The following is a 16,264-nucleotide window of genomic DNA, read 5'->3' as shown; positions in this document are numbered from 1 at the left end:
CGAGCCAACGAAGGAAGCCGACCTCATGCTGCGCATCGCCGTCCCCAACAAGGGTTCACTCTCCGGCCCTGCGGCGGACATGCTGCATGAGGCCGGCTACCAGCAGCGGCGGGAGTCCAAGGAACTGCGGATCGTCGACCCGGTCAACGAGGTCGAGTTCTTCTACCTCCGCCCCCGCGACATCGCGATCTACGTCGCCTCCGGCCAGCTCGACATCGGCATCACCGGCCGTGACCTGCTGATCGACTCCGGCGCCGACGCCGAGGAGATCCTGCCGCTCGGCTTCGCCCGCTCCACGTTCCGCTTCGCCACCAAGCCGGGCACCGTCGGCGGCGACCTCGCGGACCTCAAGGGCAAGACGATCGCCACCTCCTATGAGGGCATCGTCGCCAAGTACCTCGCCGACCACGGCATCGACGCCTCCGTCGTGCACCTCGACGGCGCCGTCGAGACCGCCATCCAGCTCGGCGTCGCCCAGGTCATCGCCGACGTCGTCGAGACCGGCACCTCGCTGCGCAACGCCGGCCTGGAGGTGGTCGGCGACCCGATCATGAAGTCCGAGGCCGCCGTCATCCGCCGTACCGGCGCGGACGCCGAGGACCCCAAGGTGCAGCAGTTCCTGCGCCGCCTCCAGGGCGTCCTCGTCGCCCGGACGTACGTGATGATGGACTACGACTGCCGCGTGGAGCAGCTGGAGAAGGCCGTCGCCCTCACACCCGGCCTCGAGTCGCCGACCGTCTCGCCGCTGCACAACGAGGGCTGGGTCGCCGTCCGCGCCATGGTCCCCGCCCGCGAGGCCCAGCGGATCATGGACGACCTGTACGACATCGGCGCCCGCGCCATCCTGACCACGGCCATCCACGCCTGCCGCCTCTGACACCCACCGAGATGTCCTCCGAGAGCCCCGTCATGTCCGAGCTGCCCACCCTCCCCGTCACCTTCCGGCCGGGGCGCACGCGCGCGATCCTGCTCAGCGCGGGCGTCGCGATCTTCGTCGTCATCACGGCGGTCGCGCTTCTGCTGGACAAGCTCGGCCCGGGGGAGCGGCTCAGCTTCGTCCTCACCGGCGCCCTGATGTTCGGCGTGCTCGCCCAGCTGGCGCGCGTCCGCGTGGTCGCCGACGAGGCCGGCGTCACCGTGGTGAACATCGCGTCCCGCCGCCGGCTGGCCTGGGCCGAGATCGTCCGGGTGAACCTGCGGCCCGGCGACCCCTGGGTGTTCCTCGACCTCAGCGACGGAACCAGCCTGCCCGCGCTGGGCATCCAGCCCGGTATCGCCAAGGAGAAGGCCATCGCCGACGCCCGCGCCCTGCGCGCCCTCGCCGAGACCCGCGCCGTCCAGGACCCCGAGGGCCCTCAGGGCCGTCAGGGCTGACCGACCCCCATCGGGGCGCACTCGGGGGCGTTCGCCCTGCCGCAAGTGCCCCGGTCTTGATTAATCTGTTGGCGGAGGCGTTTTTTCGACGCCTCCGCCTCTCGTGGGTCCGCCCGGTCCTTCGAAGGCCCCTGCTACCCGAGGAGTGATTCCCTCCAGCGATGGACGGATCGTCCTGTAGTACCTGCGCCGCCCGCCCCCGACATACCGGGGCGGCGGCATCATGAGTACCCCCCTGCTGCTCCTGGCAGCCGCGTTCCTCCTCATCCTCGCCAACGGCTTCTTCGTGGCCGCCGAGTTCGGCCTGGTCACCGTCGAGGCCACGGACGCCGAGAAGGCCGCCGCCGAGGGCGACCGACGGGCCCACCGGGTCGTCGCCTCCCTCCGGGAACTGTCCTTCCAGCTCTCCGGCACCCAGCTCGGCATCACCATCACCTCCCTGGTCGTCGGCATGCTCGCCGAACCGGCCCTGGCCCAGCTGCTGGGCGGCCCGTTCGGCGCGATCGGCGTCCCCGAAGGGGCCGTGTCCGGTGTCGCGGTCGTCGTCGGCATGCTGCTGGCCTCGGCCGTGCAGATGGTGATCGGCGAGCTCGTGCCCAAGAACTGGGCGGTGTCGCGGCCCCTGCAGGTCGCGCGCTTCGTCGCCGGACCCCAGCACGTCTTCGCCCGGCTGTTCCGCCCGGTGATCGCCGCGCTGAACTCCGTCGCCAACCGGCTCGTGCGGGCCATGGGCATCGAGCCCGCCGAGGAGCTGGCGTCCGCCCGCACCCCCGGCGAGCTGGTCTCCCTGGCCCGCCACTCCGCCCAGGCCGGCGCCCTGGAGCAGGACACCGCGGACCTGTTCGTCCGCACCCTGTCCCTCGGCGAGCTGACCGCGCAGCACGTGATGACCCCGCGGGTGAAGGTCAGCGCCCTCCAGTCGTCGGCCACGGCCGAGGACGTGGTGAACCTCACCCGCGCCACCGGCCTGTCCCGCTTCCCGGTCTACCGGGAGCGGATCGACGAGATCGTCGGCATGGTCCATCTCAAGGACGCGCTCGCGGTCCGCTCGAGCGACCGGCTGCGCACCCCCGTCGGCCGGATCGCCCGGCCGGCCCTGCTGGTCCCCGAGACCCTGCCGGTCCAGCCCCTCCTCGCCCGGCTGCGCAGCGAGCAGCCCATCGCCGTCGTCGTCGACGAGTACGGCGGCACGGCCGGCGTGGTGACGCTGGAGGACATCGTCGAGGAGATCGTCGGCGAGGTCCGCGACGAGCACGACGGGCAGGACCTGCCCGAACTCGCCGCGGCCCCGCCCGAGGACGGCCGGCCCGCCTGGGACGCCGACGGCAGCTGCCGGGTCGACATCCTCCAGCGCATAGGTCTCGACGTGCCTGAGGGGCCGTACGAGACCGTCGCCGGACTGGTCGCCGACCTGCTCGGCCGGATCCCGGCCGTCGGAGACAAGGCGGAGCTGCCCGGCTGGCGGCTGTCCGTGCGCCGGGTCGGTCACTACCGGGCCGAACGGGTCCGGCTGGTGCGCACCGGCGCCGTCGTGGAGGTCGCCCGATGAGCGTGCTCCAACTTCTCTTCGCCGCCCTGCTCGTGCTCGCCAACGGCTTCTTCGTGGGCGCCGAGTTCGCCCTGGTCTCGGTCCGCCGCAGCCAGGTCGAACCGCTCGGCACCGCCCGCGCCCGCCAGGTGCTGTACGGCCTGGAGCATCTGCCGCAGATGATGGCCGCCGCCCAGTTCGGCATCACCGTCTGCTCCCTGACGCTCGGCGCGGTCGCCGAGCCGACGGTGGCGCATCTGCTGGAGCCGGTGTTCGAGTGGGTGCGGCTGCCGGACGGCATGATCCATCCGCTGACGTATGTCATCGCGCTCGCCGCGGTCGTCTTCTTCCACCTGGTCATCGGCGAGATGGTGCCGAAGAACCTGGCGATGGCGGCACCGGAGAGGGTCGCGCTGTGGCTGAGCCCCGGCCTGGTGTACTTCGCCCGCTTCTGCCGGCCGATCACGGTCGCCCTGGGCGCGGTCGCGCAGGCGATCCTGCGGCTGTTCCGCGTGGAGCCGAAAGACGAGGTCGAGGCGGTGTTCACCAGCGAGCAGCTCAACCGGCTCGTGGAGGACTCCGGCCAGGCCGGACTCCTCGACCCCGAGGAGCAGGAGCGCCTGGAGGACGCCCTGGAGCTGGGCTCGCGCCCGGTGACGGACGTCCTGCTCCGGCGCGAGTCGCTGGTCACCGTCAGCCCCTCGGTCACCCCCGGACAGATCGTCGCCCTCACCGCCCGCACCGGCTACTCCCGGTTCCCGGTCGCGGCCGAGAACGGCGCCTTCATGGGCTATCTGCATGTGAAGGACGTCCTGGACCTGGAGGAGTCCGAGCGGGCGGTGCCGCAGCACCTGTGGCGCCCGATGACGACCCTGCGCTCCGAACTGCCCCTGGACGACGCCCTGACGGTGATGCGCCGGGCCGCCACCCATCTGGCCCAGGTGGCCGACGCCTCCGGCCGGGTCCTCGGCCTGGCCGCCCTGGAGGACGTGCTGGAGCTGCTGGTGGGCGAGGTCCGCGACCCGGCCCACCGGGAGCTGCCGGAGGTACGGGTGACCGCTCCCCGGATCGGCACGGGGGAGCCGGAGGGAGCCCTGGCCGGCTGAGCCGGCCGCAGGCCGCGGGACCCGTCAGTGCGCCGACGGGTCCTGCGGCCCCCGCCCCGACAGCACCTCGCCGTACGCCTGCATCAGATCGGGCAGCCTCAGCGTCGCCAGCTCCTCCCGGGTCAGCGCGCCCGGGTAGGCCGACAGCCGCAGGTCCCGGTAGGCGCAGCTCTTCTCGTAAAGGGTCCGCAGGAACCGCCCGTTGCCGAGCTCGTCGATCCACCCCTGGTCGACCACGTGCCCGGCGATGGACCGCAGCTCGTCCAGCGCCTCCTCGTCCCACAGGTCGCCGTTCTCGGCGGCGAGCACCTCGCCGATCGCGGTCAGCTCCAGGGGGCGGTACGAGGGGAAGTCGACGCGCGTGGTGAACCGGGAGGACAGCCCGGGGTTGGCGGCCAGCAGCCGGTCCATGCCCTCGGGATAGCCGGCCAGGATGACGACCAGGTGGTCCCGGTTGTCCTCGGCCCGCTTCAGCAGCACCTGCAGGGCCTCGTCGCCGTAGGCGTCGCCCTTGCCGTAGCCCGTGTTGGACAGTGCGTACGCCTCGTCCACGAACAGCACCCCGCCGAGCGCCGAGTCGATGAGCTCGTTGGCCTTCACGGCGGTCTGGCCCAGGTACTCGCCGACCAGGTCGGCGCGCTGGGCCTCCACGAGGTGGTCGCCGCCGAGCAGCCCGAGCGCGTAGAAGACCCGGCCCAGGATGCGGGCGACCGTGGTCTTGCCGGTGCCGGAGGGGCCGGAGAAGACGAAGTGCCGCTTGGGCGGCTGCACCGGCAGGCCCTGCCCGGCCCGCAGCCGCGCCATGTTCAGCTGCGCGGACAGCGCCTTGACCTGGCGTTTGACGGGCTCCAGCCCCACCATGCGCTCGAGTTCGGTCAGCGCCTCCTCCAGTAACGCGGGGTCGGTCGGCCCGGCGGGCAGCGGCTGCGACGACACGGCCGCCTTCTCCCGCACCGCCGGGTCCGCCACCGACGGCAGGGGAGCGGCCGGCGGCTCCGGGTCCGGCAGCCTCAGGTCGCGTCCCTCGACGCCGAACAGCGGGTCGAGCCCGTCGGTGCCGTCGACGTCCTGCCCGAACCCGGCCAGCGTGATCGCGGCCAGGTCGGCGTTGTCGTCGTATCCGTCGCCCTCGGCGATGGCGGCGAGCCGGGCCGAGGTGTCCATGAAGGCCGGGTCGACGCGGTGCACCGCCCGGTACAGGGGGAGCGCCGCCGCCGAGCGGCCGGTGCCCTCGTGCGCCCGGGCGAGCCAGTACCGCAGTTCCTTGCGCTGCGGCTGCTCGCTGCGGCACCGCATCAGCGCGGCCGACAGCAGCGGTTCGGCCTGCCCGTACATCTCCAGCCGCACCCGTGCCATGCCGCCGAAGAGACCGGCCTCGATGCCGAGCATCGGATCGTCGAGCAGCGGGTCGGTGTGCCGGACGAGCTGCTCCCAGTCCTTGACCAGATAGGCCCGGCAGGCGTGCAGGAAGCGGACCTGGTGGTCGGTGTCCACGGGCGGCAGCCCGGCGAGCGCGCGGTCCAGCTCGGGGACGTGCCGTCCGTCCAGCCAGTGCGAGGCGTGGGCCAGCAGCAGATCGCGCGGGCTCTCCAGCACCGGCTGCACCCACCAGCCCAGCCAGTACCAGGAGTTGAGCGTACGGCGGTGCCGGGCGCGCTGCTCCCCGAAGCGGTCCCGGTGCCGGAACATCCGCAGCAGCGCGGTCGTCGTGTCGACCCGCAGCGCGTGCAGGCCGAGCCAGCCGTCGGCCATCCCGGGATCGATCCGCACCGCGGTGCGGAACTCCTCCTCCGCCTGCGGATACGCCCCCATCGTGTACGCGTCCACACCTCGCAGCCAGGCGAGGTCGGCCGGGGCCTCGGGGCCCCGCGTGCCGAAGTCCATCACGTCCCCCACAAACCGTGCCCCCCGTCGGTTGACCGACCGCTCGCCCCCGGCCGCCGGTATCGAACCGCCGTACCGCGGACCGGAGTTGTCACGGTGCGCAGAGCAGCCGTCCGTAGGTCGCACCAGGGGCATCGTACCTGCGGGGGCGTGGCGCGCCCCAGGGTGCCGCACAGGCCATCGGGGGAGGTGGGAGCACATCGGGGAGCGCGCGGCGGTGACCGAGGGTGATCGGATCGCCCCTCTCGGCGCCCGGGAAACGGCGTCCGGGCAGAACGAAGCCCCCGATCACGGGGGAACAACCGGGGGCTTCGCGTCTGGAGAGCGGTTTCTCATGACCGCACATTCAGAACGTAAGACCTGTACGGCCCTTGGGTCAAGCCGAGTTGGGGCACTCCGGGAAGTCGCCGAGGGGCCCTCTTCACAAGGTCAGCACATTGCCGATGGGTCGTCACGGTGGGTGACGGAGCGGTTCGTTCCAGGGGTCGCAGCAGGCCCGGGAGTCACCTCATATCCCGTCGTCCCCTCCTTTTTCCGCCGGACCAGGAGGTCGGCGAAGGGCCGGGACGGGTCCGCGGCGAAGTGCGCGCGTTCCGCCGTGACCCAGCCGTCCCAGAACTCCCGCTGCTCCTCCCCGTCGCGGGCGCGGCCGCGGGCCCACGACTCGTCGGCCGGCAGCTCCATCCACAGCAGCCGGGCGAGATACGGCCGCAGGACGCGCCGGCCCGCGCCCACCCCCTCGACGACGACCACCGGCTCGGGCGGCAGGGCGACCGGGGGGCCGAAGCGCCGCGCGCGCCAGTCGTAAGGGGTGTAGCGGGCGGTCCCGCCGCGGGCGAACGGCTCGATCACCTGGGCGGTCAGGCGCGCGGTCCAGCCGAACAGCTCGTCATGGCTGGCGATGTCGTCGAGGTGCAGGACCGGGGCGTCCCCGAGGGAGCGCGCCAACTCGGCGGCGAACGTGGACTTTCCGGAACCGGCGTGCCCGTCGACGGCGATCAGGCGGACCGGACCGCAGGAGGGGGGCAGCCGGCGCAACCGGGAGGCGAGCTCGTGAATCGTTCTTCCCGAAGTCGAGGTCGGAGGGAGCGGAGGGAACGGAGGGAGTACCGGTGCGACACCCCGGCACATTCTAGTGCGCGGCCGGAATCGAGTCCGGACGTGATGGGAAAACGTGTCGCTTTGAACTACTCCCAGTTTTCATCATTGCCGTCGAAAAACTCCGGCCACCACGGGTGAAATCCATGTTCCGGAGACGGGCGACGCTGAGTAGGGTGCCAGGTGCGCAACGGTGAGGTGTCACAACGGGGGATGGGCCGGGACAGATGACCGCTGGGTTATTCGAGGGGCAGTACGTGTGGCATCCGGCGGCCGACGACCGGGTGCTCGCGCGGGTTTGCGTCGAGGTGCGCGCCGGCCGATATCTGGGCGCCCGCGAGGCATTGGCACAGACCCGCGGCGACTTCGCGCTGCGGGCCCACCGCTCGCTGGTGCTCGCCTCGGAGGCCGCCGACTCCGACCTCGTGGAGCGCTGGCTCGCCGAGGAGCCCGGCCCGGAGGCGAGGCTGCTGTGGGCGCGCGTCGCGGTGGTGCGGGCCCTGCGCGCGGCCGACGCCCGGGACCCGCGGGCCGAGGCCCTGGAGCGGATCGCGCTGGCCGCCTGCGACCGGGCCGCGCGGGCCGACCCCGCCGACCCCACGCCCTGGGTGGCGAAGCTGGCGATGGCCCGCCTGCACCGGCTGCGCGACACGGCGCCGAGGGGCCTGCTCACCGCGCCGCCCGGTCCCTGGCGCCTGTTCGCGCACGTCCTGTCGCTCGACCCCTGGCACCGCGAGGCCCACCACCGCTTCCTCGCCTGCTTCTTCCCCCGCCACGGCGGCTCCCTGACCGCCGCCTGGGACGTGGCCGCCTTCCTCGGCCAGCGGGCCCCGGCCGGCTCGGCCCTGGGACTGCTGCCGCTGGTCGCCCTCGTCGAGTGCTACGACCCCACCCGGCTGCTCGCCGGCCGCGTCTGGGAGCAGCCGCAGTGGCGCGCCACGGCGGTCGCCCTGCACCACGACTGGCTGCCCACGGTGGCCGACTACGCCTTCACGCCGGTCCTCGACCTCGCGTACCTCGCGCACGCCCTGGTCATGGCCCGGCGTGCGGAGGAGGCGCGGACGGCGTTCACGGCCATGGGGCCGTACGCCTCGCGCATGCCCTGGGCCGTCTTCGGCGACCCGGCCGACGAGCTGTCCCGGGCGCGCCGCGCCTGCGGTCTGCCCGTCCCCGGTGCCTGACGGCCTCCACCCCCCACCCAGAGGAAGGTCAGAACCGTGTCCTCACGGATACCGGCCCCGCGTGCCCGGGCGCGCGGGGCAGCGGATCCGATCGCGCTGGACGACGACGCGACCCTGCACGCGATGGGTTATCCGAGGAAACTCACACGTCGTTTTCAGGCGTTCGACAATTTCGCCATATCGTTCACCGTCATCAATGTGGTCGCCGGAATCTTCTCCGGTTTCGGATTCGGCCTCTCCGCGGGCGGTCCCGCGATTCTCGTCTTCGGCTGGATCGGCGTGTCCGTCATGGTGCTCTTCGTGGGGGCATCGATGGCGGAAGTCGCCTCGGCCTATCCGACGAGCGGCGCCCTGTATTTCTCCGCGGGGAAACTCGCCCGCCGGCACAAAGGCGCCTGGTCCTGGTACACGGGCTGGCTCAACTTCGTCGGCCAGGTCGGCGGTACGGCCGCCACCGGGTACGCCGCCGCCACCTTCCTGCAGGCCCTGATCGCCCTGCAGTGGCCGGGCTACGAGCCGACCGGCCACCGGACGGTGCTGCTCACGGCCCTGATCATCGTGGCGCAGGGGCTCGCCAACACGTACACCGTGCGGCTGGTCGCCGTGCTGAACCGGATCTCCGTGTGGTGGCTGCTGTGCGGGCTGGCCGTCATCGTGACCGCCCTCGCCGCCGTGCCCGACCGGCACCAGCCGGCGTCGTTCGTCACGCATTTCGCCAACAACACCGGTTTCACGAGCGGCCTTTACGGCGGCATGCTCGGACTGCTGGTCACCAGCTGGACCTTCACCGGCTTCGACGGCAGCTTCCACATGTCCGAGGAGACCGTCCGGGCGACCGTCAACGCACCAAAAGGGATCACCCGTTCGATAGCGTCCTCGGCGCTGGCCGGCCTCGTCCTGATGTGCGCCCTCGTCTACAGCATGCGGGACTACGACCGGGTGGCCGCCTCCGACGCCCCCGCCGTACGGGTCCTCATCGACGGGGTCGGCCTGGCCGCCGCGAAGGCGCTGCTGCTCATCGTGATCGGCGCGATGCTGTTCTGCGGACTGGCCAACCTCACCAGCAACGCCCGGCAGATCTTCGCCTTCTCCCGGGACGGCGCGATGCCGGGGTCCCGCTGGTGGCACTCGGTCTCTCCGCGCACCCGCACCCCGGTCAACGCGGTCTGGCTCGCCGTCGGCTGCTCGCTGGTGCTGGTCCTGCCCGGCTGGTGGTCGCACACCGCGTTCACCGCCGTCGTCAGCGTCAACGTCGTCGGGCTCTTCCTCGCCTACGGCATCCCGATCCTGCTGCGGCTGCGGCTCGGTGACGCCTTCGAGCCCGGCCCCTGGCACCTGGGCCGCTGGGGCCGCCCGGTCGGGACGGTCGCGGTGACCTGGATCGTGCTCAGCAGTGTCCTGTTCGTGCTGCCGCACGCCGCGCCGGTCACGGTGACCTCGTTCAACTACGCCCCGGTCGTCCTCGCCGCCGTCCTGGGCGTGGCCACGCTGTGGTGGTTCACCTCGGCGCGGCGCCGCTTCCACGGCCCGGTGAGCTACGGCCGTCCCGACGAGGTCGCCGCCATGGACCTCGTCTGAGGGGGTGTGCCGCGTACGCCGTCCCGGTGTACGCGGCACACGGGACGCCCGCCCCTCCGTGCGCACGCCAAGGGTGTCCCCGCGGACAACCGCAGGTCATGCCAGTGGTCGAGACCAATATTGGCAGGCGCGCCCTGGGTCGAAGTGCTGGCAGACGCCGCCCGGGACGGCCATAGTTGGCGCACACCCGTGCACCGGACCCACCCGACTCGACACCTGGGGGTCTCCCGCCCATGAGCACAGCCGAACAACCGTCCCGCAGAATCGTTCTGGCGGCAGCGGTGGCCGCAGCCTTCACCGGCACCGCGGGCTCCGCGACCGCCGCCGCCGGAGCCGCCGCTGAGGCCGGCGCCGACACCGACCGCACCGCCGCCCGCCAGGTCGACTACCGCGCCTGGACCTCGTACACGGACTGGCGCGGCGGAACGGCCGCGGGCGCCCGCGCCGTCGCGGGCTCCCGCCCCGGCCTGGTGATCGGCACGCCGGCGGGCACGACCGAGTACACGGATCCGCACACCGGGACGAAGGCCCGCTGGGAGTACGCGACCTGGACGTCCCCCGTCCACCGCCTCGCCGTCCCGGCGACCGAGGTGATCGCCTCCTGGAACGCGCACACGCCCGCCGGGAGCTGGCTCCAGATCGAGCTCAAGGGCACCTACTCCGACGGCACGGCGACCCCCTGGTACGTGATGGGCCGCTGGGCGGCCGGCGACCAGGACATCCGGCGCACCTCGGTCGACGACCAGAGCGACGGCCGCAGCAGCATCTGGACGGACACCTTCGCGATCGACGACCCGGCGACCGGGCTGCGCCTCGCCTCGTACCGGCTGCGGCTGACCCTGTACCGCACGCCCGGCACCAAGGTGACGCCGAAGGTCTGGCGGGCCGGTGCGATGGGCTCCGACGTCCCGGACCGCTTCACCGTCCCGGCCTCGAAGCCCGGGATCGCCCGTGAGCTGACCGTCCCGCGCTACTCGCAGGAACTGCACGTCGGCCAGTACCCCGAGTACGACAACGGCGGCGAGGCCTGGTGCAGCCCCACCTCCTCGCAGATGATCATCGAGTACTGGGGCGGCAGGCTCACCCCTGAGCAGCTGTCCTGGGTGGACCCGGCGTACGGCGACCCGCAGGTCTGCCACGCCGCCCGCTTCACCTACGACCACCAGTACGAGGGCTGCGGGAACTGGCCGTTCAACGCCGCCTACGCGGCCACCTTCGACGGCCTCCAGGGTGTGGTCACCCGGCTCGGCTCGCTGACGGACCTGGAGACGCTGATCGCCGCCGGCATCCCGGCCATAACGTCCCAGTCCTTCCTCAAGGAGGAGCTGACCGGGGCGGGGTACGGCACCGCCGGGCACCTCATGACCGTCGTCGGGTTCACCGCCGAAGGGGACGTGATCGCCAACGACCCCAACTCACCGACCAACGAGGCGGTGCGCCGGGTCTACCGGCGGCGCGAGTGGGAGAACATCTGGCTCCGGACCAAGCGCTACAACGCGAGCGGCAAGGTCGTCTCGGGCACCGGTGGCGTCTGCTACCTGTACTTCCCGGCCCGGCCGACGCCCCGCCAGCGCGCCGCGCTGGCCGCCGTGGGCGTGCGCTGACCTCGCCCCACGCGACCGTGGCAGGGCCCCGGGCGACCGGGGCCCTGTCGCTGTGAGCAAGGTCTCGGCCGCAGGAAGCGCCGGCGGTGGCAAGGTGGCGCATATGACCGCGCACTCCACCTCGGCGGGCCGCGTCCGCACCGGCGGACCCCGGGAAGACGGCCCCAAGATCCTCGAACACCTCATGGGCTGGACCCTCGTCGTGGTGCTCGCGATGCTCGTCACCCAGCTCGGACTGCTGTGAGCTGACCCACATCGGGCCACCGGGCCGGACATATACCGACCCCGCCGTGAGCGGACCCGTCAGCCTCGATCACACTCGAACAAGCAGCTGGCGCCCGTCTGCCATACTGCCGGATGTCCCGCCGCCCGTTGGATAACAGGGTCGAAATTGAATATGAGTCAGCAGCGCGACGTGGCCCGTCCCAGGGCCCGCGGCACCGAACGCTCCATGGCGCGCCGTGCCGAACTCATCGCCATCGGGCGGAAGCTGTTCGCCGACACGTCCTACGACGCGCTCTCCATGGACGACATCGCCCGGCAAGCCCATGTGGCCAAGGGGCTCATCTACTACTACTTCCAGTCCAAGCGCGGCTACTACCTCGCGATCATCCAGGACTCCGTGGCCGAACTCGTCACCTTCGCGGCGAGCGGCGGCGAACTGGAGGCCGTCGACCGGGTGCACCGCACCATCGACAGCTATCTGCGCTACGCCGAGCACAACCAGGCCGCCTACCGCACCATCGTCAGCGGCGGCGTCGGCTTCGACACCGAGGTGCACTCCGTCCGGGACGGCGTGCGCGAGGCGATCGTCGCCACCATCGCGGAGGGCGCGTACGGCCGCGCCGACATCGCCCCGCTCGCCCGCATGGGCCTGCTGGCCTGGGTGTGCAGCGTGGAGGGTGCCACCCTCGACTGGATCGACCACCCCGAACTGCCCCGCGACACGATGCGCGAGCTGCTGGTGAAGACCCTGGGCGGCGCCCTGCGCGCCATCGAGGAGCTCGACCCCGCCTACCGCGCCCCGCAGGCGGCCCGCCGCGAGGGCTGACCCGCACGGCAAGGGGCGGAGGCTCGTGGTCCTCCGCCCCGAGTCCCCCGTCGGACCGGTTACCTGATGGCCTTGATCAGCTCGCCGTTCGCCGTGTCGCCGCTCAGCTCCCAGAAGAAGGTGCCGCCGAGGCCCTGCTGCTCCTTGTAGGTCATCTTCGTGCCGACGGTCGCCGGGGTGTCGTAGCTCCACCACTGGTCACCGCACTTGGCGTACGCCGTGCCGCCCACCGTGCCGGTCGCCGGGCACTTGGCCTTGAGCACCTTGTAGTCCTCGATGCCCGCCTCGTAGGTGCCGGGCGCCGCGCCCGTCGCGGTGCCGCCGGGCTCCGCCTGGGTGACGCCGGTCCAGCCGCGGCCGTAGAAGCCGATGCCGAGCAGCAGCTTGGACGACGGGACGCCGAGGCCCTTGAGCTTCGCGATGGTCGCCGAGGTGTGGAAGTCCGCCTTCGGGATGCCGGAGTACGAGGTCAGCGCCGAGTGCGGAGCCGTGGGGCCCGCGGCGTCCCAGGCGCCGAAGAAGTCGTACGTCATCGGGTTGTACCAGTCGACGTACTGGGCGGCGCCCGCGTAGTCCGCGGCGTCGATCTTGCCGCCGCTGGTCGCGTCCGCGGTGATCGCCGCGGTGACCAGGTTGCCGGAGCCGAACTTGGCGCGGACCGCCGACATGAGGTTCCTGAACGCGTCCCGGCCGCTGGTGTCGCAGGTGGCGCCGCAGGCGTTCGGGTACTCCCAGTCGATGTCGATGCCGTCGAAGACGTCGGCCCACTTGGAGTTCTCGACCAGGTCGTAGCAGGACTGCGCGAACGCGGCCGGGTTGCGGGCGGCCTCACCGAACCCGGTCGACCAGGTCCAGCCGCCGAAGGACCACAGGACCTTCAGGCCCGGGTGCTTCTTCTTCAGCTCGCGCAGCTGGTTGAAGGTGCCGCGCAGTGGCTGGTCCCAGGTGTCGGCGACGCCGTCCACCGACTCGGCGGCGGTGTAGGTGCGTTCCGTCGCGGCGTAGGAGTCGCCGATCGCGCACTTGCCGCCGGTGACGTTGCCGAAGGCGTAGTTGATGTGGGTCAGCTTGTCCGCCGAACCGGACGTCTCGATGTTCTTGACGTAGTACTTGCGGTCGTACGTACCCCATTCGGTGAAGTAGCCGACGACCTTGGAGCCGGCGGAGAGCTTCGGGGCGGAGGCGGGCTCGGCGCCCGCCGGGGCTGCGCCGGCGAGCAGCCCGGCGCCGAGGACCGCCGCGCAGGCGGCCGACACGAGCGCGAGGAGCCGGGGGCGTGGGGGGTGCGGAATGTGCATCGGGGTGCGTCCTCCGTGGGGGGAGAGGGAAGCTGGGCCGATTGGCATGAACGCGATGATGAACCGCCCCGTCAAGGTAGGAGGACTAGACCAGTACGTCAATGGTTCGGACCAATTCCGGGCCGCGATAACGTGCTGGACACGTTGTGGAGTGAGCGGTCGTTAACTGGTGACGGCATGCGTCCGATCGGGCATACTCACTGCGCACAGCCGCTGGTCAGCAGCCTCCGAGACCCGGAGTCGGCGAGCATCGGACTGGGCTCAGAGAGACCCGGCGGAGCCGCCGCACCCAAGGCGACACGTCCGCCGACGTGCCCGACAGGGAGGATCGTCGCCATGCCCGACCGCGCCCCGCAGACGGTGGACCGTCAACTGCCCACGGACGAGGCCCGGGACCTGATCTCGCTCGTCCGCGACATCGCGCAGCGTGAGATCGCCCCGAGGGCGGCCGAGGAGGAGGACGCGGGACGCTTCCCGCGCGAGGTCTTCACCCTGCTCTCCGAGTCCGGCCTGCTCGGCCTCCCCTACGACAGCGAGTACGGCGGCGGCGACCAGCCCTACGAGGTCTACCTCCAGGTCCTGGAGGAGCTCGCCTCGGCCCGCCTCACCGTCGGGCTCGGCGTCAGCGTGCACACCCTGGCCTCCTACGCCCTCGCCACCTACGGCAGCAAGGAGCAGCAGGTCGAGCACCTGCCCGCGATGCTCGGCGGCGGCCTGCTCGGCGCCTACTGCCTGTCCGAGCCGGCGTCCGGGTCCGACGCGGCCTCCCTGCGCACCCGCGCGGTCCGCGACGGCGACGACTGGGTGATCACCGGCACCAAGGCGTGGATCACGCACGGCGGCATCGCCGACTTCTACACCGTCATGGCCCGCACCGGCGAGGAGGGCCCCCGCGGCATCAGCGCGTTCCTGGTGCCCGGCGACGCCGACGGGGTGAGCGCGGCACCGCCCGAGAAGAAGATGGGCATGAAGGGATCGCCCACCGCGCAGGTCCACTTCGACGGGGTCCGGGTCGGCGACGACCGGCGCCTCGGCGAGGAGGGCCAGGGCTTCGCCATCGCCCTGTCCGCGCTCGACTCGGGACGGCTCGGCATCGCGGCCTGCGCGATCGGCGTGGCCCAGGCGGCACTGGACGAGGCCGTCACGTACGCCACCGAGCGCCGCCAGTTCGGCAAGCCGATCGCCGACTTCCAGGGCCTGCGCTTCCTGCTCGCCGACATGGCCACCCAGATCGAGGCCGGCCGCGCCCTGTACCTGGCGGCGGCGCGGCTGAAGGACGCGGGCAGGCCGTTCGCCAAGCAGGCGGCCATGGCGAAGCTGCACTGCACCGACACCGCGATGAAGGTCACCACCGACGCCGTCCAGGTCCTCGGCGGCTACGGCTACACCGCCGACTTCCCGGCCGAGCGGTACATGCGCGAGGCCAAGGTCCTGCAGATCGTCGAGGGCACCAACCAGATTCAGCGGATGGTCATCGCCCGTCACCTAGCGGGTCCCGAGTCACGCTGAACTGGCCACGCTTGACCTGCGGCGCCGCGAGCCGGATCCACTCCGGGTCGTGGTGCCCGGGCAGCGTCCGGCCGCGGTCCGCCCACATGCGCATCAGGTCGCGGTAGATGGGCGGATCCGGCTGCTGGGGCGGCGCCGGCGGCTGAAGCGTTCCTGCGGGACGCGGCACGAAGACGCGCCGCTGGGGCCCGGTCGCGGAGTAGGTGGAGGGCATACCCGGGCAACGCGGAGGTCGCCGGACAAGTCACCGCTGCCGTAAATCGGGCGTGAGTTCGCGGACGCACCCATGCGGCGCGCGGCGGCGCGTCGGGTCAACACAACCGAACGGCACGGTGGTTGACGGTCCTCATACGCAACTCCCGCACCATGGCGGACAGAACAGAGCCATGGCGCGGGGGCGACGAGGATCAGACGCGGAGCGCTCGCTCAGGCGGCGTGGCGCCGCATGACCGGCACCCGCATGGGCCGCGAGCCCGGACCGCCGACGTGCGAGAAGGGCTGGGTCCGCCAGTCGAGTCCCTGAGGGAGCGTCAGCAGCAGGGCGGTGTCCTGCTCCTGCGGCTCCGCCGACTCGTCCGCGGAGCGGGCCTCGGAGGCGAGGCGGCCGGTCCCCGCGCACACGGTGAGACCGAACGGGTTCCACGGCGAGGCGCACAGCGCGTGCTCCGGCAGGACCTCCTCGTCCGCCAGCAGCGCGATGGGCTGCGCGCAGTCCGGGCAGATCACCCGGTACATCTCGAAGGTGTCGTACGCGTCGAGTTCGTCGTCCTCCAGGGCGTCGGGTTCGACGCCCTCCGGAGCGGGCTCGACCACAAGCTGCCGGCGCTTGGGCGCCGTTCGACCGGGACGCTTAAGACTCTGCATGGGATTCTCCCCCTCGGGCTGGGCCGTTCAGGCGCTGCGGCCTCGACCACAGCAAGCACTTCCCTCAGGTCCACGGCGTTAATCACGGCGCCATCACGGAGCCTGCTCGACGCCTGTGGCCTTCGTCACATGCCGTCCGCAGGTGCCCACGGCGGCCGGTTTGTCCCCCGGCGGACCGGCGGCGACCCG

At 72.0% G+C, this 16,264-nt stretch carries 14 protein-coding genes; 10 read left to right on the top strand and 4 right to left on the bottom strand.

Annotation, left to right across the window (positions count from 1 at the left end):
• Positions 1 to 25: 25 nt before the first annotated feature.
• The 4 genes from hisG (at position 26) to ACFV46_RS26025 (ending at position 4,008) form a co-directional block, all read left to right on the top strand.
• Complete coding sequence (gene hisG / locus ACFV46_RS26040; protein ID WP_385499932.1) at positions 26 to 877, top strand: ATP phosphoribosyltransferase; 852 nt, start codon at positions 26 to 28, stop codon at positions 875 to 877.
• Positions 878 to 909: 32 nt separating this feature from the next.
• A complete protein-coding gene (locus ACFV46_RS26035; protein WP_361934514.1) occupies positions 910 to 1,374 on the top strand; it encodes a PH domain-containing protein in 465 nt (154 codons plus the stop codon).
• A gap of 223 nt (positions 1,375 to 1,597) precedes the next feature.
• On the top strand, positions 1,598 to 2,923 hold the full coding sequence (locus ACFV46_RS26030) for a hemolysin family protein (protein WP_376729718.1): 1,326 nt from the start codon (positions 1,598 to 1,600) through the stop codon (positions 2,921 to 2,923).
• Positions 2,920 to 4,008 (top strand): hemolysin family protein, encoded by a 1,089-nt coding sequence (locus tag ACFV46_RS26025; RefSeq protein WP_361934411.1) that lies wholly within the window; start codon positions 2,920 to 2,922, stop codon positions 4,006 to 4,008. The genes ACFV46_RS26030 and ACFV46_RS26025 overlap by 4 nt, the downstream gene beginning before the upstream one ends.
• A 24-nt stretch (positions 4,009 to 4,032) precedes the next feature.
• On the opposite strand, the gene ACFV46_RS26020 is transcribed toward ACFV46_RS26025, so the two are convergent.
• Both ACFV46_RS26020 and ACFV46_RS26015 read right to left on the bottom strand, forming a co-directional pair.
• Positions 4,033 to 5,892, bottom strand: a complete 1,860-nt coding sequence (locus tag ACFV46_RS26020; protein WP_385499930.1) for an AAA family ATPase — start codon at positions 5,890 to 5,892, stop codon at positions 4,033 to 4,035.
• Positions 5,893 to 6,321: 429 nt separating this feature from the next.
• Positions 6,322 to 6,951: a uridine kinase gene (locus tag ACFV46_RS26015; RefSeq protein ID WP_376729735.1), complete on the bottom strand. Its 630-nt coding sequence runs from the start codon at positions 6,949 to 6,951 to the stop codon at positions 6,322 to 6,324.
• A 266-nt stretch (positions 6,952 to 7,217) separates the two neighbouring features.
• Between ACFV46_RS26015 and ACFV46_RS26010 the strand changes: the two genes are divergently transcribed.
• The 5 genes from ACFV46_RS26010 to ACFV46_RS25990 all read left to right on the top strand — a co-directional run bounded on the left by ACFV46_RS26010 (position 7,218) and on the right by ACFV46_RS25990 (position 12,404).
• The gene (locus ACFV46_RS26010) at positions 7,218 to 8,171 is read left to right on the top strand and encodes a hypothetical protein (RefSeq protein WP_361934405.1); all 954 of its coding nucleotides are present in this window, start codon (positions 7,218 to 7,220) and stop codon (positions 8,169 to 8,171) included.
• A gap of 123 nt (positions 8,172 to 8,294) precedes the next feature.
• A complete protein-coding gene (locus ACFV46_RS26005) occupies positions 8,295 to 9,749 on the top strand; it encodes an amino acid permease (protein WP_385499957.1) in 1,455 nt (484 codons plus the stop codon).
• A 233-nt stretch (positions 9,750 to 9,982) separates the two neighbouring features.
• On the top strand, positions 9,983 to 11,353 hold the full coding sequence (locus ACFV46_RS26000; protein WP_385499928.1) for a peptidase C39 family protein: 1,371 nt from the start codon (positions 9,983 to 9,985) through the stop codon (positions 11,351 to 11,353).
• Positions 11,354 to 11,456: 103 nt separating this feature from the next.
• On the top strand, positions 11,457 to 11,597 hold the full coding sequence (locus ACFV46_RS25995) for an SCO1431 family membrane protein (RefSeq protein ID WP_107115766.1): 141 nt from the start codon (positions 11,457 to 11,459) through the stop codon (positions 11,595 to 11,597).
• A 147-nt stretch (positions 11,598 to 11,744) separates the two neighbouring features.
• Positions 11,745 to 12,404 (top strand): TetR/AcrR family transcriptional regulator, encoded by a 660-nt coding sequence (locus tag ACFV46_RS25990; RefSeq protein WP_385499927.1) that lies wholly within the window; start codon positions 11,745 to 11,747, stop codon positions 12,402 to 12,404.
• 59 nt (positions 12,405 to 12,463) lie between these two features.
• Here ACFV46_RS25990 and ACFV46_RS25985 read toward each other — a convergent pair whose 3' ends face one another.
• Entirely contained in the window at positions 12,464 to 13,702 is a 1,239-nt protein-coding gene (locus ACFV46_RS25985; protein WP_361934393.1) for a glycoside hydrolase family 18 protein, read from the bottom strand.
• Positions 13,703 to 14,038: 336 nt separating this feature from the next.
• Between ACFV46_RS25985 and ACFV46_RS25980 the strand changes: the two genes are divergently transcribed.
• Positions 14,039 to 15,211 (top strand): acyl-CoA dehydrogenase family protein, encoded by a 1,173-nt coding sequence (locus ACFV46_RS25980; RefSeq protein ID WP_361934390.1) that lies wholly within the window; start codon positions 14,039 to 14,041, stop codon positions 15,209 to 15,211.
• 426 nt (positions 15,212 to 15,637) lie between these two features.
• Here the strand turns inward: ACFV46_RS25980 and ACFV46_RS25975 are convergent, their stop codons facing one another.
• Positions 15,638 to 16,075, bottom strand: a complete 438-nt coding sequence (locus ACFV46_RS25975; RefSeq protein WP_062674396.1) for a hypothetical protein — start codon at positions 16,073 to 16,075, stop codon at positions 15,638 to 15,640.
• Positions 16,076 to 16,264 lie beyond the last annotated feature (189 nt).

The sequence above is a fragment of the Streptomyces sp. NPDC059852 genome, from assembly GCF_042731455.1.
Classification (GTDB): domain Bacteria; phylum Actinomycetota; class Actinomycetes; order Streptomycetales; family Streptomycetaceae; genus Streptomyces.
This window is presented reverse-complemented; position numbering and strand designations above follow the sequence as displayed.